Source organism: Aeromonas sp. s7(2024), from assembly GCF_040907825.1.
Taxonomy (GTDB): Bacteria; Pseudomonadota; Gammaproteobacteria; order Enterobacterales; family Aeromonadaceae; genus Aeromonas; species Aeromonas veronii.
On record NZ_JBFOCM010000026.1, the window covers coordinates 13,819 to 39,689 of the forward strand.

The following is a 25,871-nucleotide window of genomic DNA, read 5'->3' on the forward strand; positions in this document are numbered from 1 at the left end:
GCCGCGAATCAACCCGCCAACGAGAGGGAGATCCCGTTTCTTTCAGCTCAGGGGGTCAGCTCGCCAAGGGAGGCGACATCCACCGGCGCAGCATAATCGACGCCCGGCAGCTCGAAGCCGTTGAGCTGCATGAAATCCTGCCGCAGCCCGGCAAAGTCCCCCAGCCCGTGGAAATTGTCCGGCGTCACCTTGGGCCAGAGCGCCGAAACAGCAGCCTGAATGGCCGGGTCGAGCTCGTGGTCATCCATCCGGATCAGCCGGTTGCCATCGGCCACCACCCCATTGGGCCCGTACATCTTGGCGGCAAACAGTCGCTGCATCTGCTCGATGCAGCCTTCGTGCACACCGCGCTCCTTCATCACCCCCATCAGCAAGCCGAGATAAACCGGCAGCACCGGAATATAGGCGCTCGCCTTGGTTACCAGCGCCTTGCAGACCGATACCCAGGCGTGGCCGCCAATCTCGGCCAGCTGCAGGTTGATGGTCTCGGCGGTGGCGTGCAGATGCTCCTTGGCATAACCGATGGTGCCATCCCGATAGAGGGGATAGGTGGATTCGGGGCCGATGTAGGAGTAAGCCACAGTTTGCGCACCGGGCGCGAGACAACCGGCCTGCTGCAACGCCTGCATCCAGAGCTGCCAATCCTCCCCCCCCATTACGGTGACGGTATCGCGGATCTCCTCCGGCGTGGCGGGCGCCAGCGACTGCTGCACCAGGGTATCGCGCTCCAGATCCAGCCCCCAACCGCTGAATGGTTGACCGGTGGTCTTGAGCACCGAGCGCACCAGCGTGCCGTCGGGCAGCACTCGAATACCGCTCGCCAGCGAGTAGATCACCAGATCCACCTGCCCCAGCTGCTGGCGGATGGTGTCGATGGCCTGCTGGCGCATCCCGTCGGAGAAGGCATCACCGATCAGGTTGATGGCGATACGCCCCTCCTGCACCGCCTCCTTGCGAAACCAGATGTTGTTGTACCAACCGGCGCTGCCCAATCCTTTGTCGGAAGGGCCGCGCTCGAAGGAGATGCCGATGGTGTCGGCACCGGCACCGAAGGCGAGTGCAATGCGCGACGCCAGTCCAAACCCGGAGGAGGCACCCAGCACCAGCACCCGCTTGGGGCCGTTGAACGGGCCAGCAGCCTTGATCCGTTCGATCTGCTGCTGCACGGCGGCGCGACAGCCGATAGGGTGACAGTTGCGGGCAACACAACCTTGAATCTGGGGATGAATGATCATGGGAAGGCCTCCAAAGAAACTGGCTACAGCATAACCAAATCGAAGGAGATTAACTTGATGCCGGATCGCTATCAGTCAGAAAAGCGGCAAGAAATGAGGCAGAAAAACAAAAGGGAGCTCGTGGCTCCCCAAAGCGGTATTCAGATGCTTTTTGTTGTTTTGTGTTCATTGCGAAGCACGGGCCCATCCTATGCCTCTCCCCCCTGATCGGCAAGCCGGGGGATGTGACCGGCGTCAAACTCTTGTTTAATTTATAGGCAAATAGTGGTTAATAACTGAGTGGCTGACACTGTGTCACACGTCATTAAACTCATTTAAATCCCAAAACTGTGCCTGAGGCACCATTTTAGTTTCAGCAGAGATTGGTATAGTGGGCTGAAGGATCGGTAAGGAGAACCCCCATGAGTGGAACAACCTATTACAAGCATATTCTGGCCGCGATCGACCTCTCTGAAGATAACCGCAAGGTGATCGACAAGGCGGTGGACAGAGCCCGCTCCAACGGCGCCAAGCTGTCGGTTATCCATGTCGATGTGGACCTCAAGGATCTCTACACCGAGATGATCGATATCGATATCGACAACGTGCAGGATCAGGTGATCGCCGAAGCGAAAGAGAAGCTGGAGGCATTTCTGGCCTCGGTGGACTACCCCATCGAGAAGAAGCTGGTGATCTGCGGCGATCTGAGCGAGCGGGTCAATCAGGCGGTCAAGGAGTATGAGATCGACCTGCTGGTGTGCGGCCATCGCCAGAGTTTCTGGAGTCTGCTCACCTCCAGCGCCCGTCAGCTGATGAATACGGTGCCCTGCGATCTGCTGGTCGTCCCCTTGCAGAAGTAATGAAACCGGCGTAGTTTGATTTGCTATGAATATGACCGCATTCAATCACAACTACTGGTGGTGCTGCTCCTAAACAGGCGGCACCGCGTTTCTATTGTAAATTTCCCAAAGAAAACACCGTGACCGCCGAGAGGCGGTCAACTGTTTTTATCCCTTTGTCGCCTCCCGGCTCACCCAACTGGAGAGAGTGACATGCACAACCCCGTAATCCTGACTGGCGATCGTCCCACCGGCAAACTGCACATCGGCCACTATGTCGGCTCCCTGCGCCAGCGCGTCGAAGCCCAGCACCACTACCGTCAATTCGTGATGATCGCCGATCTGCAGGCGTTGACCGACAACGGCCACAATCCGACCAAGGTGACCGACAACGTGCTGGAGGTGATGGCCGACTATCTGGCGGTCGGTCTCGACCCGGCCAAGACCACCTTCTGCTTGCAGAGCGCCCTGCCTGCCCTCGCCGAGCTCACCTGTTACTACCTCAATCTGGTCAGCGTCGCCCGGCTGGAGCGCAACCCCACCGTCAAGGCAGAGATCCAGCAAAAAGGGTTCGAACGCACGCTGCCAGCCGGTTTTCTGGTCTATCCGGTCAGTCAGGCCGCCGACATCACCGCCTTTCGCGCCAGCCACGTGCCGGTCGGGGAAGATCAGCTGCCAATGCTGGAGCAGACCAACGAAATCGTCCGCCGCTTCAACTCTCTGGTAGGCAAAGAGGTGCTGACCGAATGCCAGCCGATCCTGAGCGACACCGGCCGCCTGCCCGGCATCGACGGCAAGGCCAAGATGTCCAAATCCCTCGGCAACACCATAGAGCTCGGCATGTCGGCGGAAGAGATCAAACAGGCGGTGTTCGCCATGTATACCGACCCCAACCACCTCAAGGTGAGCGATCCGGGTCAGGTGGAGGGAAATACGGTGTTCGCCTATCTCGATGCTTTCCACCCCGACAAGGCGCTGGTCGCCGAGATGAAGGCCCACTACCGACGAGGCGGACTGGGGGACATGCGCTGCAAACAGGTGCTCAATGACTGCCTGCAAACCCTGCTCGCCCCGATGCGGGAGCGCCGGGCCGCGGCCATTGCCGACAAGAAGATGCTGCTGGAGCTGCTCTATCAAGGCACCGAGCAGGCTCGCATCATCACCGATGAGGTATTGGCGGAGGTGAAAAGCGCCATGGGGCTCGACTACTTCGCCAGCATCCGCTGAGCGGGAGTCCCGAGTGCATCGTCGCCGTAGAGGTCGAACACCAACTGGTGCAACAGGCTCTTGAACCAGCCGATCGCCTCGTCATGGGCGGTCAGCGGGTGCCCCGCCATCAGGTAGACGATCGGGATGGCAGGGTCGAGCTGGTGCATCCGCAGCGGGTAGTAGCGGCAGAAGTGGCGCCCGATCATCTCGGGCACCACCACCAGATAGCGGCCGGTCGCCATCAGTGGCGGCACCGCCATAAAGCTCGGCAACCGCACGCCCAGCTCCCGCTCCACCCCGAAACGGGCCAGCCAGAGCTCTACCATCGCCTGACTGTGACCCCAGCTGGAAGTATGTATGTGGGGGCGGCTCACCAGCTCGACCGGGGTCAGCACATCGGGCAACTCGCTACCGAGTGGCGACAGGCAGACCAGCGGGTTGTTGAACCACTCCTCCCGCCACAAACGGGGTGAGAGGTGATTCGCCCCGGCGAAACCGATCACCAGATCCAGCTCACCCTTTTCCAACTCCCGCTCGTAGTCGCTGTCGGCCAGCTCGCACACCTCAAGCCGACAGTGAGGGGCCTGCCGATGGAGCCTCTCCACCAGCACCGGCACCAACCCATGCTCCACCGAGCCCGGGGTGGCGATACGGAAAATCCGCCGCGCGCTGGCGGGATCAAACCCTTTGGCCTGCCGCAATCCCTGCTCCAGCATCGCCAGCGCCTGGCGAACCGGCCCGGCCAGCGCCTTGGCCCGCTCGGTCGGCATCATCTCGCGCCGACTCATCACGAACAGCGGGTCATCCAGCGCCACCCGCAGCCGCCCCAAGGCGTGACTGACGGTGGATTGGGAGAGATGCAGCCGTTCGGCGGCACGGGTGACGTTGCGCTCCTGCATCAGCATGTCGAATACGGCGAGCAGGTTGAGGTCGAGACGGGCGAGCGAGCTATCCATCGATATTAGCCATAGTTAAATGCCAACAATTCATTTTTACCATAGTAACAGATTGCCTAGAATGCGCTGGCTTAATACATCGGAGATTCAAATGCGTAGCTATCTATTATTGCTGGCCATTGGCCTGCTGTGGGGTTCCCAGTTCATTTTCATGCACCAGGCCGTTGCCGAGTTGCCCCCCATTCTGGTGGCTGCCGGTCGTGCCCTGTGCGGCAGCCTGACCCTGGGTCTGCTCTGCCTGTTCATGCGACTCAAGAGTGAGCACACCCCGTGGCGCACCTATATGCTGATCGCCCTGCTGGATGCCACCATCCCCTTCATCATGGTCGCCTGGGGCCAACAGTATGTGGATAGCGCCATCGCTGCCGTGGTCATGGGTTGTATCCCGTTTGTGACCATTCTGGCTGCACCGCTGTTTATTTCTGGTGAAAGAATCACCAAAACCGGTCTGCTTTCCGTGATCATCGGCTTTGCCGGTGTACTCACCCTGTTCTGGCCGAAACTCTCCCAGGGCATGAACGCCGGTCTGCTCGGTGCCATGGCCATCCTGCTGGGTGCCAGCTGCTTCGCCATCGGCCTGCTGATGATCAAGCGCTTCGCCAAGGACCATCCGGTCGTGGTCGCCCGTAATATCCTGATCTCCTCGGCAATCCAGTTGCTGCTGGTCGCCCCCTTCATGGTTGACCTCAGCAGCCTGACCCTGCCGAGCACCCAGGCCCTGAGCGCGATTACCGTGCTGGGTACCCTCTGTACCGGTCTGGTCTACTTCCTCTACATGGCGCTGATCCAGAAGGCCGGCCCGACGTTCGCCTCCTTCAGCAACTATCTGGTGCCGCTGTTCGGCGTGATGCTGGGTGCCCTGTTCCTCGGCGAGCAGATCCACCCCACCACCGGCGTGGCTCTGGCCCTGATCCTCGGCTCGGTCGCCATGAACCAGTGGGCGCAGCAGCGTCGCATGCAGCGCGAGGTCTCCCTATGTCAGGCATCCTGACCACACTGTGCGGTGGTCTGGTACTGATTGCCGGCTGGCAGTATCGCCAGCGGCTGGCCGGGATCCTGGGCCTGCTGATGGTACTGCTGCCCTGGTTCTTCGATAGCAAGCTGCAAGCCATGCTGAGCTATGCCCTGAATGCCTGAAGTCCATCTCTGAATGTGTGACGAGAGTCTATCTCTCCTGTTTTTGGGACTGTTTTAAAAAACCTCCGATTTGTCCCCCGCTACCGGCGCTCTGCGCCGGTTTTTTTATGCCTGCCAGCCGGCGTCAGATCAGATAGCGATAGCTGAGTCGCTCGTTCTTGCGCGGCCCGGTGATCTGCCAGCTCAGCAGAAAACCACCGTCGATCTCGGTCAACTCGGCGCTGTAGTGATCCGCCCCGCACAGATGGGGCTCGGCGGTCAGCCAGCGGCCATCCCCCTGCGGCAGCAGCTCAAACAGCTCGACCGGCACTTCATAACGCAGGTGAGAAAGGCGGATCCCCCGCTCGCTGCGCTGCCACAAGAAACGGTTGTGCATGGCTAGCTCCCTGCCATGAGGCGTGATGTAACGGCCCTGCTCGTTAAACAGCCAGCCCCCCTGATGATCGGTCACCTGCACACGCCCCTCGCCCCGACCATTCCAGTCGGTCGTCGACCCCTCGCCATTGCTGGCGGTAAAGGAAAATGCTCCGACCTGTGGCAATCGCGCCCATAAACGCTGGATTGCCGCTTCCATCTCGGCCATCATAGCCCCCTTAAAATTGACAACTGACGATAAATCAAACACATGAACTACTTGATAGGGGTCACCCTGCTCTGGTCATTCTCCTTCAGCCTGATCGGGGTCTACCTCGCTGGTCAGGTCGATGCCTACTTCTCGGTGCTGACCCGCATCGCCCTCGCCAGTCTGGTGTTTCTCCCCTTCCTGCGCCGCCGCTGGCTGCGCCCCGATCTGGTGGCCAAGCTGATGGCGCTGGGCGCCATCCAGCTCGGCATCATGTATCTCTTCTACTACCACTCCTTTCTGCTGCTGACGGTGCCGGAAGTGCTGGTCTTTACCATCTTCACCCCCATCTACGTGACCCTGCTCCACGACCTGCTGGAAGGGCGCTTCAAGCCCACCTATCTGTGGGGCGCCCTGCTGGCGGTAATCGGGGCTGCCGTCATCCGCTTCGACGGTCTGACCGAAAGCTATGTGCTGGGATTTATGGTGGTGCAGGGGGCCAACCTCTGTTTCGCCCTGGGTCAAGTGGGCTACAAGGTACTGCTGGCACGGGAGGCGGAGCAACCGCCGCAACTGGCGGTGTTCGGCTGCTTCTATCTGGGAGCGCTGGTGATCGCACTGCCCGCCTGGTGGCTGCTGGGCAAGCCGCAATACCCAACGTCAGGGTTGCAGTGGGGCATTCTGCTCTGGCTGGGGGTGGGAGCCTCCGGCCTCGGCTACTTCCTCTGGAACAAGGGGGCGACGCTGGTCACCAGCGGGGTGCTGGCCATCATGAACAATGCGCTCATTCCGGCCGGCTTGCTGGTCAATCTGCTGCTCTGGGGCAAGGATACCGACCTGACCCGGTTGACCATCGGCGGCCTGCTGATGCTGGCCTCGCTCTGGGTCTGCCAGCGTGACAAGCGCGGCCTACCCTGACCGCACTCAGCCGACGACGGTGTTGTGCTCCCGTCTGGCCTGACTGTGACAGCTGGCCAGCCGGGCCAGCAGATGATCGAGCTGCTCGCCAGCCTGACTCTGTACCAGTCCGATACTGACGGTGACCGGCCGCTGTGACAGCAGGCTGGCATCGGCAATCTCGAGGCGCAGCCGCTCGGCGATCTCCAGCGCACTCATCCGCTCGGTCTGGGAGAGCATCAGGATAAAACCGTCCTCATCCCAGCGGGCGAAGGGATCTTCCCGCCGCAGCTCGTGGCGCACGATACGCGCCAGCTTGGCCAGCATGGCGTCGCAAGCCGCTTCGCCAAACAATTGCTGGATTTTGGCCATGTGATCGACCGAAAACTGCAGCAGACTGAAAGTGCCGCTCTCGGTCGCCAGCCGCTCTTCAAGCAGTTGCTCGAAACGGCCACGGCTCTCCAGTCCGGTCAGCGGATCGGTGCCATGTCGCTCCTCCACCAGCACGGCAGCGGGATCGAGGTGACGGACAACCCCCAGCAGATACCCCCGCTCATCGCGACGCATCCGCTCTTCCAGCCGGATGTAGTGACCGTGATGATGCAGAATGCGGTATTCGAGGCGCAGACCGCTGCTGCGGCCGCTCTGGCAGGCGAGCAGGGCATCTTCCAGCCGGGCAACATCGTCGGGATGAACCCGATCCAGCCAGCCGAGATCATCCGGCCAGCACTCTCCCAATCCCAACAGGCGCAGGCAGGAGGGATCACGCTGCAGTCCGTGTTGGGCTGACCAGCTCCAGATCCCCGCCTCCAGCAGCGCCATGGCATCAGACAGCAGACCCGGATCAAGCCGGGCAGTCACATCGACCAAAGGTGTCTTGAGCATTTCCATGGGGCGCCTCGAAACAGGATCTGAATACCTGCTCAATAAGTAACATTGGCGTTCACGCCGAGCAACAGGGTCAGATCGCTTTTCCCTGATACCCGTTCATCAAGGTCTGCCAGTTCTCCGGTACGAAGTGGAAACTGGTATGCAGTTGAGACTCTTTATTGAATGAACGGAGCAAGCGTTCCAGATTGGCCTTCTGCCATTCGCCGGGGGAGCGGATCGCACCCTTGTCAAAATCGATCACCCACACCTTGCCCTCTTTATCGAGCAGCAGGTTGTGGCTGTTGAGATCGGCGTGATAGACCCCGGCATCGTGCAGCTGACGCACCGTCTGGCCTATCTTGTGCCACACCTCGGTCGCCACCGGCCCCTGCTTGAGCAGCGCCACCATATCCTTGGCACCGCGAATTCGCTCAATCAGGATATCGGCACGATAGAATGGGCCCTGTTTGACCATGCGGGCACCAAACGGACGCGGCACCGGCAGCCCCAGCTCGCACAGCTTGGCCAGCAGGGTGTATTCGGCCATGGCACGGCTCGACTCGACCCCTTCGAACCAGAAGCGATCCCGCACAACCTTGCCCACCATGCCGCCGCGATAGTAGTGGCGCAGCACCAGATGGCGGGACTCATCCTTGACGAACCAGGTCACCCCCCGCCCGATGGAGGTTCCCACCACCTGACGGTTGTTCTGCCACCAGGCAGGATCGAATAACTGGGGAGAGGGGTCGCGAAAGGCCCCTTCGGCATACCAGCAGATCTGGTTGTGTTCGGTCTGTACTCGCATCGTGGAGATCCCGCTCGGTGGGTCATGGATCGCAATTTTTCAATTGGCGATGAGGCTGCCGCTCTGGCATGCCCGCAATAGTGGCCTTTAATCAACGACGTGCAGAAACAGGTCATGGCGCAGGGCCTGGCCTATCCCGGCTGACGATTGTGCGCAATTTTACAATCCAGAGGGGAGTTTGCATAATGCCATCCACCCTTTTTGCCAGCCGTGCGCCACAACATGCCGCTATTTCAAACGCCCCCTTCCTCCATCTGCATCCTGCGGCTCTCCGCCATCGGGGATTGCTGCCACGCACTGGCGCTGGTGCGCGTCATCCAGCGGGAGTGGCCACAGACCCGCATCACCTGGATCACCGGCAAAATCGAGGCAACCCTGTTTGCCGATCTGCCCGGGGTCGAGGTGATCCCCTTCGACAAGAGCAAGGGGTGGCGCGGCTATCGCGATCTCTGGCAGACCCTCAAGGGGCGCAAATTCGATGCCCTGCTCCACCTGCAGGCGGCGATGCGGGCCAGCATCGCCACCCTCGGCATCAGCGCCAAGGTCAAACTCGGGTTTGATCGGGAGCGGGCCAACGACGGCCAGTGGCTGTTCACCAACCACAAGGTGCCTTCGCCTGCCTCCCCCCATGTGCTGGACGGTTTCCTCGCTTTCGCCAAAGAGCTCGGCATCCAGGATCTGACCCCGGACTGGCAACTGCCCATCAGCGCCCAACATCAGGCGTGGGCAAGGGATAAGATTGGCGGCAAACCGACCTTGCTTATCTGCGCCGCCGCCAGCAAGGCGTTCAAGAACTGGACTGCCGCAGGCTATGCCGCGCTGGCGGATCACGCCGCCAGCAAGGGCTTTCAGGTTTATCTCTGTGGCGGGCCGGCCAAGCTGGAGCGGGATCTGGCCGCCGAGATCCGGCAACTCAGCCAGAGCAAGCCGGTCGATCTGGTGGGGCAGACCAACCTCAAGCAGTTATTGGCACTGATTGGTGAGGCGAGTCTGGTGCTGGCCCCCGATACCGGCCCCACCCATATGGCCACCATAGTGGGCACGCCGGTGATCGGTCTCTATGCCCACCACAATCCGGCCCGCACCGGCCCCTATCTGTGCCGCGACTACGTGGTCAGCGTCTATCAGGAGCTGGTCGAGCAGGAGACCGGCAAACCGCTGGCCGAATTGAGCTGGCGCACCCGCCTCAAGGATCCGGAGGCCATGCGAAAAATCACCAGCGAGCAGGTGATCGCCGCCTTCGACCGCCTCTGTGCAGATCGTCAGCTGCCGTAGTGACAGGGCACCTCGGGAATTCCGAGCCATCAGGCAGGGATAACCTGATGGCCCCTGCCCGCCCCCAAAGGCACAATGCAGGCTGATGTGGGTTACGCTCCCGCAGCAAGCTACGAATACTTTGATCGGCTGGAATATGATTCCGGCCGTTTTTTTATTCGCCGCATTCTGGTAAAATTCGCCGCCTTTACATCCTCCTGACTCAAGAATTTTCCGCGTTTTGCGTTTGGCTGTCTCCCTTTCGGGCACAAGACGGCGGTCTCTGCTACAACCAAAACAGCGGTTTCGATTAAAGGTAATAATATGGCGCAACAAGGCACTCTCTATATAATCTCTTCTCCGAGCGGCGCGGGTAAATCCAGTCTGCTCAATGCCTTGCTGACCCAACATAACGCTGCGGGCAAGATGCAGCTGTCGGTTTCCCACACCACTCGCGCCACCCGTCCTGGCGAAGAGCACGGCGTACACTACCACTTCGTTCAGGTGGAAGAGTTCAAGGCACTGATCGAACGCGGTGATTTTCTGGAGTGGGCCGAAGTGTTCGGCAACTACTACGGCACCTCACGCGCCGCCATCGAAGCCTGTCTGGCCAAGGGGATCGACGTATTCCTCGACATCGACTGGCAAGGTGCCCGCCAGATCCGCGAGCAGATGCCGACCAAATCCATTTTCATCCTGCCCCCCAGCCGCGAAGAGCTGGAGCGCCGCCTGATTGGGCGCGGTCAGGACAGCGCCGAAGTGATTGCCGGCCGGATGGCGAAAGCCATTGCCGAAATGGTGCACTACGACGAGTATGACTATGTCATTATCAACGAAGACTTCGAGCAGGCGCTGTTCCAGCTCAGGTCCATTATTGAGTGCCAACGGCTGGAGATGCGTCACCAGCAACAGGCTCAAAAAAACTTGCTGCAACAGCTACTGGCAGAGTAAGCCAAAAACAAGTAAACTTTTGCGTCATTTTTAAACACTGCTTTTCTAAATACAGAAAGCCCAAACACTGGAGTCCTGCATGGCACGCGTTACTGTAGAAGATGCTGTAAAACAGGTAGGTAACCGTTTTGACCTGGTGCTGGTCGCCGCGCGCCGCGCTCGTCAAATCGCGGTACAAGGCAAAGATCCCCTGGTCGACGAAGAGAACGACAAGCCGACTGTGATCGCCCTGCGTGAGATCGAGCTGGGTCTGGTGAACAATCAAGTGATGGACACCCAGGACCGCTACGAACAGCAAGAGCAGGAAGCCGCCGAGCTGGCTGCCGTTGCTGCCATCGCTGAAGGCCGCGGTTAAGTTATTCCTCCGGTTGGCACCCGCCCGGGTGCCGACTGTTCATCCCCATTTACAACCGCTCGAAAACCTCGCAAACTCAGGGCTATACCCTCAATTCCACGAATTGCCGTTTCACCGCTGCGGGGACTGTCTTGTATTTATTTGAAAACCTTAAAGAAATAGCCAGTTCCTACCTGCCGCCAGAGCAGGTTGAGAAGCTCAAGCAAGCCTATGTGGTGGCCCGTGATGCCCACCAGGGCCAGATGCGTTCCAGTGGCGAACCCTACATCACCCACCCTGTTGCCGTTGCCCGGATCCTGGGTGACATGCGCCTCGATCATGAAACCCTGATGGCCGCCGTACTGCACGACGTCATCGAAGATACCTCTGTCACCAAGGCCGATCTGGCTGAACAGTTTGGCAATGCCGTTGCCGAGCTGGTGGCCGGGGTCTCCAAGCTCGACAAGCTGAAGTTTCGCGATCGCAAAGAGGCGCAGGCCGAGAACTTCCGCAAGATGGTGATGGCAATGACCCAGGATATCCGGGTCATTCTGATCAAGCTGGCCGACCGCACCCACAACATGCGCACTCTGGGTTCCCTGCGCCCTGACAAACGCCGCCGCATCGCCCGGGAAACCCTCGAAATCTTCGCCCCCATCGCCAACCGCCTCGGTATTCACACCATGAAGAACGAGCTGGAAGAGCTGGGTTTCGAGGCGCTCTATCCGATGCGATCCCGCGTGTTGCGCGAATCGGTGCGCCGCGCCCGTGGCAATCGCCGCGAGATCATCGACTCCATCCAGAGCGAAATCAGCGGTCGTCTAAAAGAGGCAGGAATCGAGCATCAGGTCAGTGGCCGCGAGAAAAACCTCTTCTCCATCTACAACAAGATGGAGAAAAAAGAGCTGCAATTTCATGAGGTAATGGATATCTACGCCTTTCGAGTAAAAGTGAAGGACATAGATACCTGTTACCGGGTGCTGGGGCAGATGCATAGCCTCTACAAGCCTCGCCCCGGCCGCTTCAAGGATTACATCGCCATCCCCAAGACCAACGGTTACCAGTCGCTGCACACCTCGCTGGTGGGGCCGCACGGGGTACCGGTGGAGGTGCAGATCCGCACCGAGTTCATGGATCAGATGGCCGACAAAGGGGTTGCCGCCCACTGGGCCTACAAGCAGGATGGCGACAGCTCGGGCACCACGGCCCAGATCCGCGCCCAGCGCTGGATGCAAAGCCTGCTGGAATTGCAACAGAGCGCCGGCAGCTCGTTTGAATTTATCGAAGGGGTCAAAACCGACCTCTTCCCCGACGAGATCTACGTATTCACGCCGGAAGGACGCATCATGGAGCTGCCCGCTGGCGCCACGCCGGTGGATTTTGCCTACACGGTGCACACCGACATTGGCCACGCCTGCGTTGGTTCACGGGTCGACCGCCACCCCTACCCGCTCAGCAGCCCGCTGCACTCGGGTCAGACGGTGGAGATCATCACTGCGCCGGGGGCTCGCCCCAACGCGGCCTGGCTCAACTTCGTGGTGACCACCAAGGCACGCTCCAAGATCCGCCAGTTCCTCAAGAACCTGCGTACCGAAGAGTCGGTGGTGCTGGGTCGCCGCCTGCTCAACCATGCGCTGGGCGCCAAGAATATCGAAGACATCCCCGAGCCGCGCATCAAGCAGGTGCTCGCCGATACCAAGCATGAGAACCTGCAGGGGCTGCTGGCCGATGTGGGCCTTGGCAACGCCATGAGCGTCATGGTGGCGCGCCGCATGCTGGGGGATGAACTGCCGCCGGAAGAGCAGCCCAAAACCAGCAGCAAGAAGATGCCGATCAAGGGTGCCGATGGCATGCTGGTCACCTTCGCCAACTGCTGCCGTCCGATCCCGGGAGATGCCATCATCGCCCACATCAGCCCGGGCAAGGGTCTGGTGATCCATCAGGAAGCCTGTCGCAACATCAAGGGCTACAGCAAGGAGCCGGACAAGTACCTGCCGGTGCAGTGGGAAGTGGACAAGGAGCAGGAACAGGAGTTCCGCACCGGCATCAGCATCGAGATCGTCAACCATCAGGGTGCGCTGGCCGAGCTGGCCAACGTGATTGCCGCCACCGGCGCCAATATTCACGCCATCAGCACCGAAGAGAAGGATGGCCGGGTCTATCAGGTCAGCCTGCTCATCACCACCAAGAGCCGCATCCACCTGGCCAACATCATGCGCAAGATCCGCGTGATGCCCAACGTGCTCAAGGTGAGCCGACAGAAGAACTGAACACAGGCGGCGCAAGCCGCCTGCTGCTTTTATTGAGACAAGCCATGACCCCCGAACGCTTCAAGCGCATCACCGACATGCTGGCCCAGCGTCAGCTCGATTTGACCGTCTGTATGGAAGAGGTACACAAACCTCACAATCTGGCCGCCATCGTGCGTACCGCCGATGCCATCGGCATCCACCGGGTACACGCCGTCTGGCCCAAAACTTGGATCCACAAGCGCAAGGGCACCGCCCGCGGCAGCCAGAACTGGGTGGATGTAAAACTGCACCCGGATATCGGCACAGCCGTTGCCGAGCTGAAAGCCTCCGGCATGCAGATCCTGGCGACCCATCTCTCTGACAGCTCGGTCGATTTTCGCGCCATCGACTACACCAAACCGACTGCCATTCTGGTGGGTCAGGAAAAGCACGGCATCGGTGAAGAGGCGCTGGCCCTGGCCGATCACCATATCGTCATCCCCATGGTGGGCATGGTGCAGTCTCTCAACGTCTCGGTGGCTGCCGCCGCCATCCTCTACGAGGCGCAGCGCCAGCGCGAGCTGGCCGGTTGCTATCAACGCGGCTGCCCGCTCACGTTGGAAGAACAGAACAGCATCCTGTTCGAGGGGGGTTATCCTATCTATGCCCAGCTCTGCAAAGAGAAAGAGATGCCCTACCCCCAGCTCGGCCCGGCCGGTGAAATTCTGGCGGACGAAGAGTGGTGGCAACGGATGCAGCTGACCCGCAAAGGGTGGGCGCAGCAGAGCGAACAGGACGATCCGCAGGAGGAGTGATGGAGAACCCTTTTGGCAGCTGGCTGGAGTCGCAAATCATTCGGGATCACCTGACCAACCCGAACATAGCGGCCGGCGACTACAGCTATTACTCCGGCTATTACCACGGCAAGCCGTTCGAGGATCACTGCGTCCGCTACCTGCTCGGTGATGGCTCGACCCGCGACACCTGGGAGAGCGGCCTCTGGGGCGAGGTGGATCGGCTGATCATCGGAAAATTCTGCTCCATCGGCTCGGGCGCCACCTTCATGCTGGCGGGCAATCAGGGCCACCGGCTGGATTGGGTCTCCACCTTCCCGTTCAACCCCGACACCTTTGGCGAAGGGGCCCGCAGCGGCTTTCAGCGCAAGGGGGACACCCGGATTGGCAACGATGTCTGGATCGGCTCGGAAGCGATGATCATGCCCGGCATCACCATAGGTGACGGCGCCGTCATCGCCACCCGCGCCGTGGTAACCAAAGATGTGGCCCCTTACGCCATAGTCGGCGGCAACCCGGCCCAACCGATCCGCCGTCGCTTCAGTGATGAGCAGATCCTCATGCTGCAAGAGATGCAGTGGTGGGACTGGCCCCTGCCCCGCTTGCAAGCCAGCATGGAGCTGCTCTGCTCGGGGGATATCACCGCCCTTTATCACCATTGGCAACAGGAGTGTGCCTGATGAAACCCCTCTCTCTTTCCCTGTTGGCCCTGACCCTGTTTTCTGCCGGAGCCCTTGCCGTGACCAATACCTATCAGCTCACCAGCGAAGCCGATGTACCCAGCCTCTACCAGCAAACCCTGCCCGACTTCTGGCGCCAGCATGCGGTTGAAGGGGAGTTCAAGGGCAAGGATGGGGTGACAATACGCTATGCTGCGCTGCGGCAGGAGAAGGTTGATCGCGCCATCCTCATCGTCAATGGCCGGGTCGAGAGCTACCTCAAGTATCAGGAGCTGGCGTGGGATCTCTGGCGTCAGGGCTACAGCCTCTATCTCATCGACCATCGCGGTCAGGGGATGTCCGATCGGATGCTGGATGACCCGCAGAAGGGATATGTCGACCAGTTCGACGATTATGTGGTCGATCTCAAGCAGTTTCACGACCAGATAATCATGGTGGATCAACCTGCCAAGCTGTTCCTGCTGGCCCACTCCATGGGCGGTGCCATCTCGGCCCGCTATCTGGAGCGCTGGCCCGATGATATCAAGGCGGCCGTGCTCTCCTCCCCCATGCTGGGCATCAATCTCGGCGGTCTGCCCAAGTGGCTGGCCAAGGGATTGGCTAGCACCATAGGCACGGTCGGCGGCTGGTTTGGCGAACCACCCTATGGGCCGGGTCAGAGCACCTATCAGGATCACGGCTTTGCCGATAACGGGCTGACTCACAGCCAGTCCCGTTATCAGGCGTTCCGCCAAATCTACGAGCAGCACCCGCAGATCAAGCTGGGTGGCGCGACCGCCCACTGGATTTATCAGGGGATCACCGGTGCCGATGCCGCCATCGCCGATGCGGGCGCCATCAAGACGCCGCTGCTGGTGCTGCAGGCTGGCGACGACAGTGTGGTGGACAATGCCGCTCAGGATCGCTTCTGCACCATTGCCAAGTGTGAAGGGGGCAAACCACTGCGCATCGAGGGTGCCTGGCACGAGCTGTTTATCGAATCCGATGACAAGCGCCAGCCCGCCCTGACCGCGGTGGTCGACTTTTTCGCCCGCTTCTGAGCTGGCTATTTTTTGTAACCCTAAATAAATGGGGTGACAGTACGGGCTAAGGTAAACTGCCCCTGTTTTCAATTGATGCCGAGGTAATGATGTTCAAGGTAGTTGTATCCGATCTCGATGGCACTCTGCTCAACAAGCAGCACCAGATCTCTCCCCGTACCCGGGATACCCTGCACCGCCTGGTAGAACAAGGTGTGAAATTCGTGGTCGCCACCGGCCGTCATCACGTTGACGTTCGCAGCTTCCGCGATGCGCTGGGGATGGACATCTACCTCATTACCTCCAATGGCGCCGTGGTCCATGACAAACAGGATCAGCTGATTTTCAACCAGCCGCTGCCGACCGAGATCGCCGCCGAACTGATTGCGCTGGAGCGCGACCCCTCTATCCACCTCAATGTCTATCAGGGTGATGATTGGGTGGTGGAAGAGGAGCTGCCCTGGCTGCTGCAGTTCCACGACGAGTCAGGGTTCACCTACCGTCTGGTCGATGACCTGAAACAGGAACCGAAAGAGCAGATCAACAAGGTGTTCTACATCGGCGACCACGAGAAGCTGCTGAAGATCGAGGCACACCTCAACCAACGCTACGGCGATCAGCTCAACGTCACCTTCTCCCTGCCGGACTGTCTCGAAGTGATGCACGCCGGGGTGCACAAGGGCAATGCTGTGCGTGCCGTGCTGGAGCAGAACGGGTTCGACATGTCGGAGGCGATCGCCTTCGGCGATGGCATGAACGACTTCGAGATGTTGACCATGGTGGGACGCGGCATCGTTATGGGCAACGCCCATGACCGCCTGAAAATGGCACTGCCGGAGTATGAGCAGACCCTCACCTCTGACGAAGATGGCGTCGCCGTCTATCTGGAGAAGCTGTTCGAGCTGGAGAGCGTCAGCGCAGCCTGAGTTCAGGCCAGAAGCAGATCAACATGGATACCCGGTGTGGTATCCATGACTGTCACTGTGCCGAAGTTGGCGTGCTCACCGCTTGAAACGGTAATCACAGGCCGTGCAGCAATATTCCCGTGAAATCTGCCGATCGATGGAACGGCCAAGCAACAGACCCAGCCAGCCTCCGGTCGCCCCGCCCAGCAATGCGCCACCCACAGCGCCGGCGATAGCGCCGACTGGCGTGCCAAGACTGCCCAAAGAGGCCCCCCAACCGGCTCCCAGCTTGGCAAAGGTCGCGGCACAAGCGTAGCCACCCGCAGCACCACATCCCATGGCACAGGCCCTGCCGACCCGTTCATCCTCAACCTTGTCCACCGCCTCACTCATGCAACTTGGACATCTCATGATCCACTCCCGCTCAATCAGGACTGCATCATTATCGGTCAGGATCAATGAATGCGTCACCCGCAACCGCCATCAGCTACCAGGCTTGAACTGATCCTTGTCGAGCCCGTGCTTCTTCATCCGCAGATAGAGCTTCTTGCGGGGAATGCCAAGGTAGCTGGCCGCCTCGGTCACCCGGCCAGAAAAGAGGAACAGGGTGTCCTCAATCACCCGCCGTTCAAACTCGTCGACCAAATCGTCCAGCGGCTCCTTGGCATTCGCGCCGGGGATGGCCCGCTCAGAGCCCGCCAGCTTGATGATCCCGACCGCATAGAGTTCGGCCACGTTTCTCAACTCGCGAATATTGCCGGGCCACTGATGGCGCTTGAGAGTCTCCAGATAGGCGCGATCCACTGCTGGCACCGTCTTGCCTATCCGCTTGCACCCTTCTCGCAAAAAATGGCGAAAAAGGGGAATGATGTCGCAGCTTCGCTCAACCAGCCTCGGCAGTTTGAGTCTCACCTGGGAAAGAAAGTAGTAGAGCTGGGGCATCAGTAGTTGTTGCTCAACCAGCGCCTCGGGAGACTCCTCAAACAGGGCGATGGTACGCAGTAACTTCTCTCCCCGCCGCTCCTGCTCCAGCAGATGGTTGCCCAGCCAGCGCTGGCACTCTGCCGTCAGCCTTGCCGGTGATTGCAGCACCAGCGTCCCCTGTTCCGCCTTGATCAAGCTGGCCTGGATCTCGCTCAGGGAGCACGCTGACGTACAATCATGAAGGTGGAATGGATGCGCCTTGCGTGCGCTGATCCGGTGTAACAACTGCGCCAGTGTGTAGCGGCCGGACCCCGGCGCCCCCTCCAGCATCAGATCCTTGTCGGTCTGTGCCAACTGGTTGATCTGCTGGCGGATAGCGACCAGTTGCGGACTGGTACCGATCAACTCATCCTCAACCGTCGCCCGGATCTCACTGCGCTGGGTCATGATCGCACTGCGTTGCGCGCAGGCCCGCTCCAGCAGATCGAGCAACGACTGGGGATTAAGCGGTTTTTCCAGAAAATCGAAGGCCCCCAGCTTGACTGCCCGCACCGCCAAAGGGATATCGCCGTGCCCAGTGATCATGATGACCGGCAGATCGCCATCGATCTCCAGCACCTGGTCCAGCAGCTCCATGCCGTTCATGGCGGGCATATAGATATCGGACACGACCACCCCCGGCCATTGCTGTGACAACAATGCCAACGCCTCATGGGGAGAGGTGGTTGCCCTAGGCTGGTAGCCGGATAGGCGCAACAGGTGGCAATAGGACTCCAACACGTCCTCATCGTCGTCCACCAGCAACACATTGGCCTGACGATTATGGGGTAACAGCATCGCTTTTCATCTCCTTCGGTGGCTCACGCCCCCCGGCAAATTCCACTATAACCATGGCCCCCCTCTCCAACGTGGAGCCCAGCAAGATATCCGCCCCGCAGCGCGCCAGCAGGGAGCGACAGATGGTCAGTCCCAGCCCCAATCCCACCTCTTTGGAGGTGGTAAAGGGGGTAAAAAGTTTGGGCAGGATGGCCTCCCCAAATCCGGGTCCACTGTCGGCAATCCCGACCCGCAGCGACCCGCCCTCCTGTGCGAGACACAGCAGACGGATCTGGCGCAGATCCCGTCCGGCGATGGCATCCATCCCGTTGACCAGCAGATTGACCAATACCTGTTCAACCAGCACGGGATCAGCCTCAATCCACAGGCCATCCGGCAGCTCGTTGTGCAACTGGCAGCTATCGCGCTTCGCACGGGTTTCTAGCAGCAACAGCGCCTGATCGGCCAACTCTTTCGGATCGAGCCGGATGCGGGTATCGGGGGTGGGCGATTTACGGGCAAAATTGCGCAAGGCGGTAATGATGCGATGCATGCGCTGGCTCAGTTTCTCGACCTTGCCAAGATCGATGCCCAGAGAGTGGTAGTGACCGGCATCCAGCGCCGCACGGCTGGTATAGAGGTAGGTCATCATGGCTGACAGCGGCTGATTGAGTTCATGGGCCAGACTGGTCATCGCCTGCCCCACCACGGCCATCTTGGCCGCCTGGATCAGCTCATCCTGCGCCTGCAGCAAGTTGTGTTCTGCCTGTTGCCGCTGCACCACCTCTGCGGCAAGCAGCCGGTTTTTTTCTGTCAGCTCCCGGGTACGCTCAGCCACCAGCGACCCCAACTCTCGGGCCGTTATCTCCTGCCGGGTCACATCCGTGATGGTGATAATGAACCTGTGTCCACGCCCCTGCTCGAACCGGCGCAGGTTGAAGTGCAGGAAACGGGGCTGACTGTCAGCGCCGGTGGCAATGGTGCACTCACTGTAGCCCAGCGTGAGCAGTTGCTGCCCAGGCTCGAACTGGGCAGCCAGCATGGCCTTGGCATCATCGGGGAATACCTGCCACAGAGGTTGTTCCGGTTTGATCACTGTCTGCTGAAACAGGGTCAAGGCACTGGGGTTGACCGACTCTATGGTGCCATCGGGATGACAGGTAATTAAGCAGGCCTGGGTGTTATTGATGAGGTTGAGGGCATTGGCCTTCTCCATTTGCTGCATCTGCTGACAGAAGTGGCGCAGGCTCTCCCCCAGCAGACCGATCTCGTCCCGGCCTTGCGTTCTGACCACCGCATCCATCTGACCTTCCGCAACCCGGGCAAGATCCTTCCCCAGGGTATCGAGTCGGCCAATCAACCTGCGCCCAATCAGCACCACCAGCACAAAGATGCTGATCAAGACGGAAAGTCCGAGCACCACCAGGATCACCAGCTTGCCCGTTGCCACCATCTGGCTACTGTTGCGACCGAGCGCACTCAGAGAGCGGTTCGCCTCGGTCACGATCAGAGAGACCCGCTGATGGTAGCGGGAGACAGCGCTATCAAGCTGTGGCCGCAGTGCTGTTAGCTGTTGGTGGGTTTGCGCATCGGCTTGCAACAACAGGTAAAGGTGCCCGTTCGGCTTCACCAGCGTCACGATATCCTGCAGGATCTGGCGATAACTCACGGTCGAAGGATACTCGGCCAGGCGGGAGATCAGCTCATCCATCTCGTCGATCTTGTAGCCGATAAACAGAAATGCACTCTCCAGATCCTGCTGATTGCGCTGGGCAATCACCTCGTTAACCAGCGCCAACAGCTCATTCTCCTTGAACGTAAGGTCTTGCAAGGCAGAGAACTCCTTGATGACGGAGCCGAACTCCCCCATGTCATCCTGGCTGCCGACCATACCGGTGAGATGCCACTCCACCTCTTGCAACAAGGGCGCCACATCGTCCACCAAATCCTGATGCAGCCAGTTGATTCGCTTCTGTAACTGTTGCAACGACTCAAGATGATCGATCTGGCGCTTGAGGTAAGTACCATGATTGTCCACCAGCAAGTTCAGTTCGGCGAACGCCTGCTGCTGTGAGCGCTCATCCTCACTGCCCCGAGGATATGCGTTGCGGATATCAAGCAGGGTGCTGGAGACCGCAGCAGAAAGCTGGCTGTATTTCACCGGATCCCGGGTATCACGCAACTGTGCCAATAGCAGCAACAGACGGGAGCTGGCCCGCTCCAGCTGATAGGCGCTGCCGATGGCCGGCAGGCTCTCTTCAACAATCCGGTTTACCTGCTGCCCCAGTCGACCCCACACCATGTAAGCCGCCATCCCCATGACACAGGTCAGAACCGTAATGGAAACAAACGCGAGAATAAGACGACGGCCCAGACTTCTCGGCAAGCGCAACAAGCGACCCCAGCCCATCATGGCTTGACCGCCTGATCGACCAGCAGGCGAGCCTCGCCAAGACGAGCTTCCATAGCCTGGCGCCACTGGTGCATCACCTTCTCGGTTTGCGGATTGCTCTGATCCCGGTCATACAGTCCGTCAAACTGCGCCAGCAGGGCCGGGTCACTAGCCTCCAGCTCACTCAAAGGGGGTGTGCTGGCCTTGGCTCTTGCCTGTTCCAGCAGGCGTTCACGGGCAGGATTACCCCGGGTATCCGCGCCGTTGATCTCCTGCCAGGTGAGCTTCAACCGCGGTAACTGCTGGGTAATGGTCTGCTCGAACAACGCCTTGAGCAGACCGGCGCGCCGGTACAGCAGATCTTTGTCGGTGACATATTTGGCCTCGCTGGCAAGGCGGGGTTGATTCAGCGTCACCTTGGCCATACCCGGGGTGGCGATAATGGCCTGCCCCTTGGCTGATAACAGATACTTGATGAAGCGGGCCGCATTGGCCGGATGCTCGCTGCTGCGAGCAACGCCAAGATAGGTAGGCAGGATCACTGCATCAGGCAGGATATTGAAGCCAACGTGATCGAAACGAGCCTGACTGTTGCGGGCATAGCTGTCGATCACCAGACCGGCTCCGGCCAGACCACGAGTCACCCCGTCGCTAACCCCGAAACTGCGGGCCGTAATGGCCGACAGGTTGCTGCCGAGCCTCATCAGGAGTGCCCATCCCTGCTCCCAGCCATACTGCTGCAAGACACTCTCCACCATCATATGGGTCGTACCTGACTGGGAAGGGGAGCTCATCATCACATGCCCCATGAACTGTGGCGAAGCCAGCTGTTGCCAGGTGGTCGGTACCGGCAGGTGGTACTTGTCCAGATAGCGGCGGTTATACATGATGCCGCTGCCCGAGTATCCAACCACGGCCACCTTGTTGCCCAGCCCCAACATATGGGGAGTCAGCCAATCGGGAGGCACTGTTTCAGCCGATAAACCGGCCAGCAAACCCGCCTGATCCAGCGTGTGAAAAAAAGTCGGGGATGAAGACATGATGATGTCGACCCCGGGAGCATCATCTGCCGTCAGCAGCCGCAAGGCGGGCAGCGTCCGGCGATAGATGACCTCAACGCGGACCGCCGGATATTGCCGGGAGAATCCCTCGATCACCGCCTTGACCGGCGCCTCCGAAAAGGAGGTCAATACCGTCAGGGTCGAGGCATGGAGAGGGGTAAAAGGCAGCAGGATCGCGACCAGCAAAAACGGGAGCTGTCGGCAAAATATGGGCATGGTCTCTCTGTCGGCTCGCTGGCAATTATCGGATTATGTGCGGTACATCCAATATTCAACACAAGGTGTAAAAATCATTTCATCAGGGGTGAGCCAGTTTTGACTCACCTCCCTGTTACAGGAGCCTATTGTTATTCATCGCTCGTTACCGGGACAGTCAAAAGAAGTCATTTTCGCCCCATGAAACCCACACGGTTGAGTCAAGGTTGACTCATTTCGGCCATTTTGCCCGCCTGTTTTCTCCTTTCATATGATGGCCCCAGCTAACAGAGCTTCCCCTGAAACCTTGCTGCCCAACATACACGGAGAACAATATGTTCAACTTTTTCAAAACGCGAGCAGACCTTCCGGTCATGGATGCCTCGCCCGATAAAATCCGCTCGATTTACCGCAAGTACCAATGGCAGGTATTCCTCGGCCTGGTACTCGGCTACGCCATGTTCTACGTCGTTCGAATGAGTTTGAACGTGGTCAAGAAACCCATGCTGGATGCCGGCATAGTGACGCTGGAAGAGCTGGGGGTCATTGGCTCCGCCTTCCTGTTTACCTATGCCGTAGGCAAATTCTCGAACGGCTTCCTCTCCGACTACGCCAACATTGGCCGTTTCATGTCGGTGTCGCTCGGTCTCTCCTCTATCTGTACCATCCTGATGGGCATGAATACCGCGACCTTCTTCCTGGTACTGATGTGGGGTCTGAACGGCTGGTTCCAGTCGGTCGGTTCCGCACCATCCTGCGTCTCCATCTTCCAGTGGTTCTCCCCCAAGCAGCGGGGCTCCGTCTATTCCATCTGGGGCGGCTCGCGCAACATCGGTGAAGGCATCTCCTGGATCCTGACCGCCAGCGTCGTCAGCTTCTTCGGCTGGAAAGCGGGCTTTATCGGTGCCGGTCTTGCCTCTCTAGCTGCCGCGCTCTGTATGTATCTGGTGCTGAAAGATCGCCCGCAGACCTATGCCCTGCCGGAACCTGCCGTTGCCTTCGGCGAACAACCGGAGATCACCAAGAAGGTCGAGCCAGCCGAGATCCGTCGCGCCCAGCTGTTTGTGCTCAAACAGCCGACCGTATGGCTGATCGCTGCCGCCTGTGCCTGCATGTATATGTCTCGCTACGCCATGAGCTCCTGGGCCGTGCTCTATCTGCAAGAGCAGAAAGGGTACAACCTGATCGATGCGGGTTTTGCCATGTCTGCCTACCCCATCGCCGGTTTCCTCGGCGCCATTCTGGCGGGCATCATCTCTGACAAGATGTTCAACGCCAACCGTCACATCCCGACCCTGCTCTACGGGTTGGCCAACATTGCCGGTATGTGCCTGATGTTCTGGGGCCCGCAGAGCCGCATGATGGATGCCGTTGCGCTGGCGCTGATAGGTTATGCCATAGGGGGACTGGTCGTGTTCCTGGCGGGCCTGACAGCCTGTGACCTGATGCCAAAAACGGCCGTGGGTGCCGTGAAGGGCTTTATCGGCCTCTGCTCCTACATCGCAGCCTCCTGTCAGGAGCTGGTCTCCGCCGCCCTGATCAAAACCAGCGTGGTCGATGGTGTCACTCACTATGACTTCAGCAGTGCCCAGTATTTCTGGCTCGGCGCATCCGTGGTCTCCATGCTGCTCGCCTTGACGGTATGGAACGCCAAAAAAGTGGTCGAATATTGATCTTGTAACAGACAAAGGGTGGTCAATTGACCACCCTTTTTTCATTGACAAATCCGAGAAGGGATGTTTCCGATGCGTAAAACCAAAATCATTGCCACTCTGGGCCCTGCGAGCTCAACGGCCGACATGGTGGAAAAACTGATGGAGGCTGGCGCCAATGTGTTTCGCCTGAACTTCTCCCATGGCAGCGGTGAGCAACATATTGCCACCGCCAGCCTGATCCGCATGACCGCCGCCCGGCTGGGGCTCCATATCGGGATACTGGCCGACCTGCAAGGCCCAAAAATCCGTATTGCCCGCTTTGCCACAGGGAGCATCACCCTGACCCCTGGCGCCTCTTTTATCCTTGATGCGGCTCCAGGTGACCAACCGGGCGATCAGGATCGCGTCGGCCTCGACTACCCGGAGCTGATCAACGACGTACGCAGCGGCAACATCCTGCTGCTGGATGATGGCCGGATCCAGCTTGAGGTCCTGCATATCGAAGGAAACAGTATCTTCACCCGGGTGCAGATCGGTGGCCCCCTCTCCGACCGCAAGGGGATCAATGTACTGGGTGGAGGGCTCAGCGCCCCGGCACTCACCAACAAAGACAGAGCCGATATATTGACCGCCAGCCAGATCGAGGCCGACTTTATCGCCGTCTCCTTCCCTCGTTGTGCTGCCGATCTTGTTGAGGCCAGAACGCTGATCCGGGCCGCAGGCAGTCATGCCGCCATCGTCGCCAAGGTAGAACGAGCGGAAGTGGTGGCCTCGGTCGAGGCGATGGACGAGGTTATTCGCGCCGCAGACATCGTCATGGTGGCACGTGGAGATCTGGGGGTAGAGATTGGCGATGCCAGACTGCCCGGCGTACAAAAGAAGCTGATCAAACGTTGCCATCAGCTCGGCCGACCGGTCATCACGGCCACCCAGATGATGGAGTCCATGATCAGTAGCCCAATGCCAACCCGAGCCGAGGTGCTGGATATCGCAAATGCGGTGATAGACGGTACTGATGCCGTCATGCTGTCAGCCGAATCGGCGGCGGGTCTCTATCCGGTCGAGGCAGTGGAAGCCATGGCTCGCATCGCACACGGAGCAGAACGTGAAATAGACCCGATTCAACCACGCTGGCAGAAAGCGTCCCATCACAGCGATCAATCCAGCCACTGCATGGCACTGGCAGCAATGACGGCTGCGTTCAGTCACGATCAATCCTGTGGTATCGCGGTGCTGACCTCACAGGGAGATGCAGTCACCGCTATCTCTCGCAGCAACCTGAACAATCCAATCTGGGCACTGTCCAACAAACCCATGTTACTCAACCAGATGACGATTCTGCGCGGTGTCACCCCCCTCTTTTATGAAGAGGAAGTGGAAGATGAGAGAGACTCACGGCAGCTGATAGCAACGCTGGAGCAAGCCAATCAACTACATGGCATTCAATCTCTGCTGATTAACCGGCTCGATTCGCTGGAGGGTGCGGGTAGTGAGGATGTCTGCCGCCTGATCCCGCTCGGCAGCAAGCACCGCGACGTTCAGTCCAGCCAGAAATTATCCTGCCTCTAACGCCGAATAGAGACCACAAAGCCTCACCATGTGAGGCTTTGTTTTTTCAGGGTTTCCAGCCAGGGATTGGGCCGCTGCCAGCTGAAGCTCTGGTTCGCTCCGCCGTAGCATTCAGCCAGTCGCAGCGGCGTGCCGGGGGTATGGCGTCGCCCGGCCACATCGAGGCAGCGAGAGACCTTGCTGTTGAAAAGCCTGTCTTTCTGCCACTCCCACTGCGCCTGACCGTCACAGGGTGCCAGCATCACTTCGCTGTCGTTTTTTGCTTGCAAACAGAGATCCTGCAGGCGCAACTCACCCAGATCCCACTCGAACAGTTGATCGTCTTTTCCGCTGCAAGGTTGTGCCAACACCTTCTGTTGGGACACCGCAACGCAAAAATCACCGCTGGTCAGCAAGGGGGAGAGAGAGCGCTCCTCCTGCGGTTGTGAAGCAATGGAGCCCATCATCACATCGGTGGATGGCGGCTTGATGGTACAGCCACCCAGCAGCAAGGCAGCCAGCAGGGCGGGAGAGCAAGCAAAGGAAATTTTGTTATTCATGGAAAAATGCCTGAAATGGGCCGATGACATCCGGTTGTCAGTGACTCGAGGCTGAAGCATAAC

Annotated in this window: 25 protein-coding genes; 15 read left to right on the forward strand and 10 right to left on the reverse strand. The window is 59.4% G+C overall.

All coding sequences use genetic code 11. The features are described 5' to 3' along the window. Positions 1-47: 47 nt before the first annotated feature. Positions 48-1,235, reverse strand: a complete 1,188-nt coding sequence (fabV, locus tag AB5Y73_RS12145; protein WP_107683398.1) for an enoyl-ACP reductase FabV — start codon at positions 1,233-1,235, stop codon at positions 48-50. 401 nt (positions 1,236-1,636) lie between these two features. On the opposite strand from fabV, the gene AB5Y73_RS12150 reads away from it, so the two are divergent. After that, positions 1,637-2,074, forward strand: coding sequence for a universal stress protein (locus tag AB5Y73_RS12150; protein WP_005339229.1), 438 nt, complete (start codon positions 1,637-1,639; stop codon positions 2,072-2,074). Positions 2,075-2,266: 192 nt separating this feature from the next. Beyond that, positions 2,267-3,280, forward strand: a complete 1,014-nt coding sequence (gene trpS, locus AB5Y73_RS12155) for a tryptophan--tRNA ligase (protein ID WP_107683400.1) — start codon at positions 2,267-2,269, stop codon at positions 3,278-3,280. Here trpS and AB5Y73_RS12160 read toward each other — a convergent pair. Then, complete coding sequence (locus tag AB5Y73_RS12160; protein ID WP_107683401.1) at positions 3,259-4,218, reverse strand: LysR family transcriptional regulator; 960 nt, start codon at positions 4,216-4,218, stop codon at positions 3,259-3,261. The two genes, trpS and AB5Y73_RS12160, sit on opposite strands and share 22 nt — an antisense overlap. Positions 4,219-4,309: 91 nt before the next feature. On the opposite strand from AB5Y73_RS12160, the gene AB5Y73_RS12165 reads away from it, so the two are divergent. Both AB5Y73_RS12165 and AB5Y73_RS12170 read left to right on the forward strand, forming a co-directional pair. Next, positions 4,310-5,209 carry a DMT family transporter gene (locus AB5Y73_RS12165; protein WP_005355734.1) on the forward strand — a complete coding sequence of 300 codons (900 nt, stop codon included), beginning with the start codon at positions 4,310-4,312 and terminating at the stop codon, positions 5,207-5,209. Then, positions 5,194-5,355, forward strand: a complete 162-nt coding sequence (locus tag AB5Y73_RS12170; RefSeq protein ID WP_005339236.1) for a hypothetical protein — start codon at positions 5,194-5,196, stop codon at positions 5,353-5,355. The genes AB5Y73_RS12165 and AB5Y73_RS12170 overlap by 16 nt, the downstream gene beginning before the upstream one ends. Before the next feature lie 124 nt (positions 5,356-5,479). Here the strand turns inward: AB5Y73_RS12170 and AB5Y73_RS12175 are convergent, their stop codons facing one another. After that, positions 5,480-5,941 (reverse strand): DUF6314 family protein, encoded by a 462-nt coding sequence (locus AB5Y73_RS12175; protein WP_107683402.1) that lies wholly within the window; start codon positions 5,939-5,941, stop codon positions 5,480-5,482. 39 nt (positions 5,942-5,980) lie between these two features. Here AB5Y73_RS12175 and AB5Y73_RS12180 point away from each other — a divergent pair, with 39 nt between their 5' ends. Further along, positions 5,981-6,835: a carboxylate/amino acid/amine transporter gene (locus AB5Y73_RS12180; protein WP_107683403.1), complete on the forward strand. Its 855-nt coding sequence runs from the start codon at positions 5,981-5,983 to the stop codon at positions 6,833-6,835. A gap of 6 nt (positions 6,836-6,841) precedes the next feature. On the opposite strand, the gene AB5Y73_RS12185 is transcribed toward AB5Y73_RS12180, so the two are convergent. Then, positions 6,842-7,705: a sensor domain-containing diguanylate cyclase gene (locus AB5Y73_RS12185; protein ID WP_040069586.1), complete on the reverse strand. Its 864-nt coding sequence runs from the start codon at positions 7,703-7,705 to the stop codon at positions 6,842-6,844. 70 nt (positions 7,706-7,775) lie between these two features. Continuing rightward, positions 7,776-8,489: a 3-deoxy-D-manno-octulosonic acid kinase gene (locus AB5Y73_RS12190; protein WP_005357122.1), complete on the reverse strand. Its 714-nt coding sequence runs from the start codon at positions 8,487-8,489 to the stop codon at positions 7,776-7,778. A gap of 222 nt (positions 8,490-8,711) precedes the next feature. Between AB5Y73_RS12190 and AB5Y73_RS12195 the strand changes: the two genes are divergently transcribed. The 8 genes from AB5Y73_RS12195 to AB5Y73_RS12230 all read left to right on the forward strand — a co-directional run bounded on the left by AB5Y73_RS12195 (position 8,712) and on the right by AB5Y73_RS12230 (position 16,678). After that, complete coding sequence (locus AB5Y73_RS12195; RefSeq protein ID WP_107683452.1) at positions 8,712-9,764, forward strand: glycosyltransferase family 9 protein; 1,053 nt, start codon at positions 8,712-8,714, stop codon at positions 9,762-9,764. Positions 9,765-10,067: 303 nt separating this feature from the next. Next, on the forward strand, positions 10,068-10,694 hold the full coding sequence (gene gmk, locus AB5Y73_RS12200) for a guanylate kinase (protein WP_005357125.1): 627 nt from the start codon (positions 10,068-10,070) through the stop codon (positions 10,692-10,694). A 79-nt stretch (positions 10,695-10,773) separates the two neighbouring features. Continuing rightward, positions 10,774-11,049, forward strand: coding sequence for a DNA-directed RNA polymerase subunit omega (gene rpoZ, locus AB5Y73_RS12205; RefSeq protein ID WP_005307060.1), 276 nt, complete (start codon positions 10,774-10,776; stop codon positions 11,047-11,049). A gap of 131 nt (positions 11,050-11,180) precedes the next feature. After that, complete coding sequence (spoT, locus tag AB5Y73_RS12210; protein ID WP_005339255.1) at positions 11,181-13,298, forward strand: bifunctional GTP diphosphokinase/guanosine-3',5'-bis pyrophosphate 3'-pyrophosphohydrolase; 2,118 nt, start codon at positions 11,181-11,183, stop codon at positions 13,296-13,298. Between the two features lie 44 nt (positions 13,299-13,342). Then, positions 13,343-14,074 carry a tRNA (guanosine(18)-2'-O)-methyltransferase TrmH gene (gene trmH, locus AB5Y73_RS12215; RefSeq protein WP_021230464.1) on the forward strand — a complete coding sequence of 244 codons (732 nt, stop codon included), beginning with the start codon at positions 13,343-13,345 and terminating at the stop codon, positions 14,072-14,074. Next, complete coding sequence (locus AB5Y73_RS12220) at positions 14,074-14,733, forward strand: CatB-related O-acetyltransferase (RefSeq protein WP_107683405.1); 660 nt, start codon at positions 14,074-14,076, stop codon at positions 14,731-14,733. The genes trmH and AB5Y73_RS12220 overlap by 1 nt, the downstream gene beginning before the upstream one ends. After that, positions 14,733-15,773: an alpha/beta fold hydrolase gene (locus tag AB5Y73_RS12225; protein ID WP_107683406.1), complete on the forward strand. Its 1,041-nt coding sequence runs from the start codon at positions 14,733-14,735 to the stop codon at positions 15,771-15,773. Before AB5Y73_RS12220 ends, AB5Y73_RS12225 begins: the two co-directional genes overlap by 1 nt. A gap of 89 nt (positions 15,774-15,862) precedes the next feature. Continuing rightward, complete coding sequence (locus AB5Y73_RS12230) at positions 15,863-16,678, forward strand: Cof-type HAD-IIB family hydrolase (RefSeq protein ID WP_005339262.1); 816 nt, start codon at positions 15,863-15,865, stop codon at positions 16,676-16,678. A 75-nt stretch (positions 16,679-16,753) separates the two neighbouring features. On the opposite strand, the gene AB5Y73_RS12235 is transcribed toward AB5Y73_RS12230, so the two are convergent. The 4 genes from AB5Y73_RS12235 to AB5Y73_RS12250 all read right to left on the reverse strand — a co-directional run bounded on the left by AB5Y73_RS12235 (position 16,754) and on the right by AB5Y73_RS12250 (position 22,066). After that, a complete protein-coding gene (locus AB5Y73_RS12235) occupies positions 16,754-17,068 on the reverse strand; it encodes a hypothetical protein (RefSeq protein WP_107683453.1) in 315 nt (104 codons plus the stop codon). A 72-nt stretch (positions 17,069-17,140) separates the two neighbouring features. After that, positions 17,141-18,418, reverse strand: a complete 1,278-nt coding sequence (locus AB5Y73_RS12240; protein ID WP_107683407.1) for a sigma-54 dependent transcriptional regulator — start codon at positions 18,416-18,418, stop codon at positions 17,141-17,143. Further along, entirely contained in the window at positions 18,402-20,810 is a 2,409-nt protein-coding gene (locus AB5Y73_RS12245; RefSeq protein ID WP_107683408.1) for an ATP-binding protein, read from the reverse strand. The genes AB5Y73_RS12240 and AB5Y73_RS12245 overlap by 17 nt, the downstream gene beginning before the upstream one ends. Then, positions 20,807-22,066 (reverse strand): ABC transporter substrate-binding protein, encoded by a 1,260-nt coding sequence (locus tag AB5Y73_RS12250; protein WP_162895421.1) that lies wholly within the window; start codon positions 22,064-22,066, stop codon positions 20,807-20,809. Before AB5Y73_RS12250 ends, AB5Y73_RS12245 begins: the two co-directional genes overlap by 4 nt. 314 nt (positions 22,067-22,380) lie before the next feature. Between AB5Y73_RS12250 and AB5Y73_RS12255 the strand changes: the two genes are divergently transcribed. Together AB5Y73_RS12255 and pyk are read left to right on the forward strand one after the other, a co-directional pair. Next, positions 22,381-23,718: an MFS transporter gene (locus tag AB5Y73_RS12255; RefSeq protein ID WP_100644745.1), complete on the forward strand. Its 1,338-nt coding sequence runs from the start codon at positions 22,381-22,383 to the stop codon at positions 23,716-23,718. Positions 23,719-23,790: 72 nt separating this feature from the next. Continuing rightward, on the forward strand, positions 23,791-25,269 hold the full coding sequence (gene pyk / locus AB5Y73_RS12260) for a pyruvate kinase (protein WP_107683409.1): 1,479 nt from the start codon (positions 23,791-23,793) through the stop codon (positions 25,267-25,269). A gap of 23 nt (positions 25,270-25,292) precedes the next feature. On the opposite strand, the gene AB5Y73_RS12265 is transcribed toward pyk, so the two are convergent. Next, a complete protein-coding gene (locus tag AB5Y73_RS12265) occupies positions 25,293-25,808 on the reverse strand; it encodes a ricin-type beta-trefoil lectin domain protein (protein WP_005339265.1) in 516 nt (171 codons plus the stop codon). Positions 25,809-25,871: the final 63 nt, after the last annotated feature.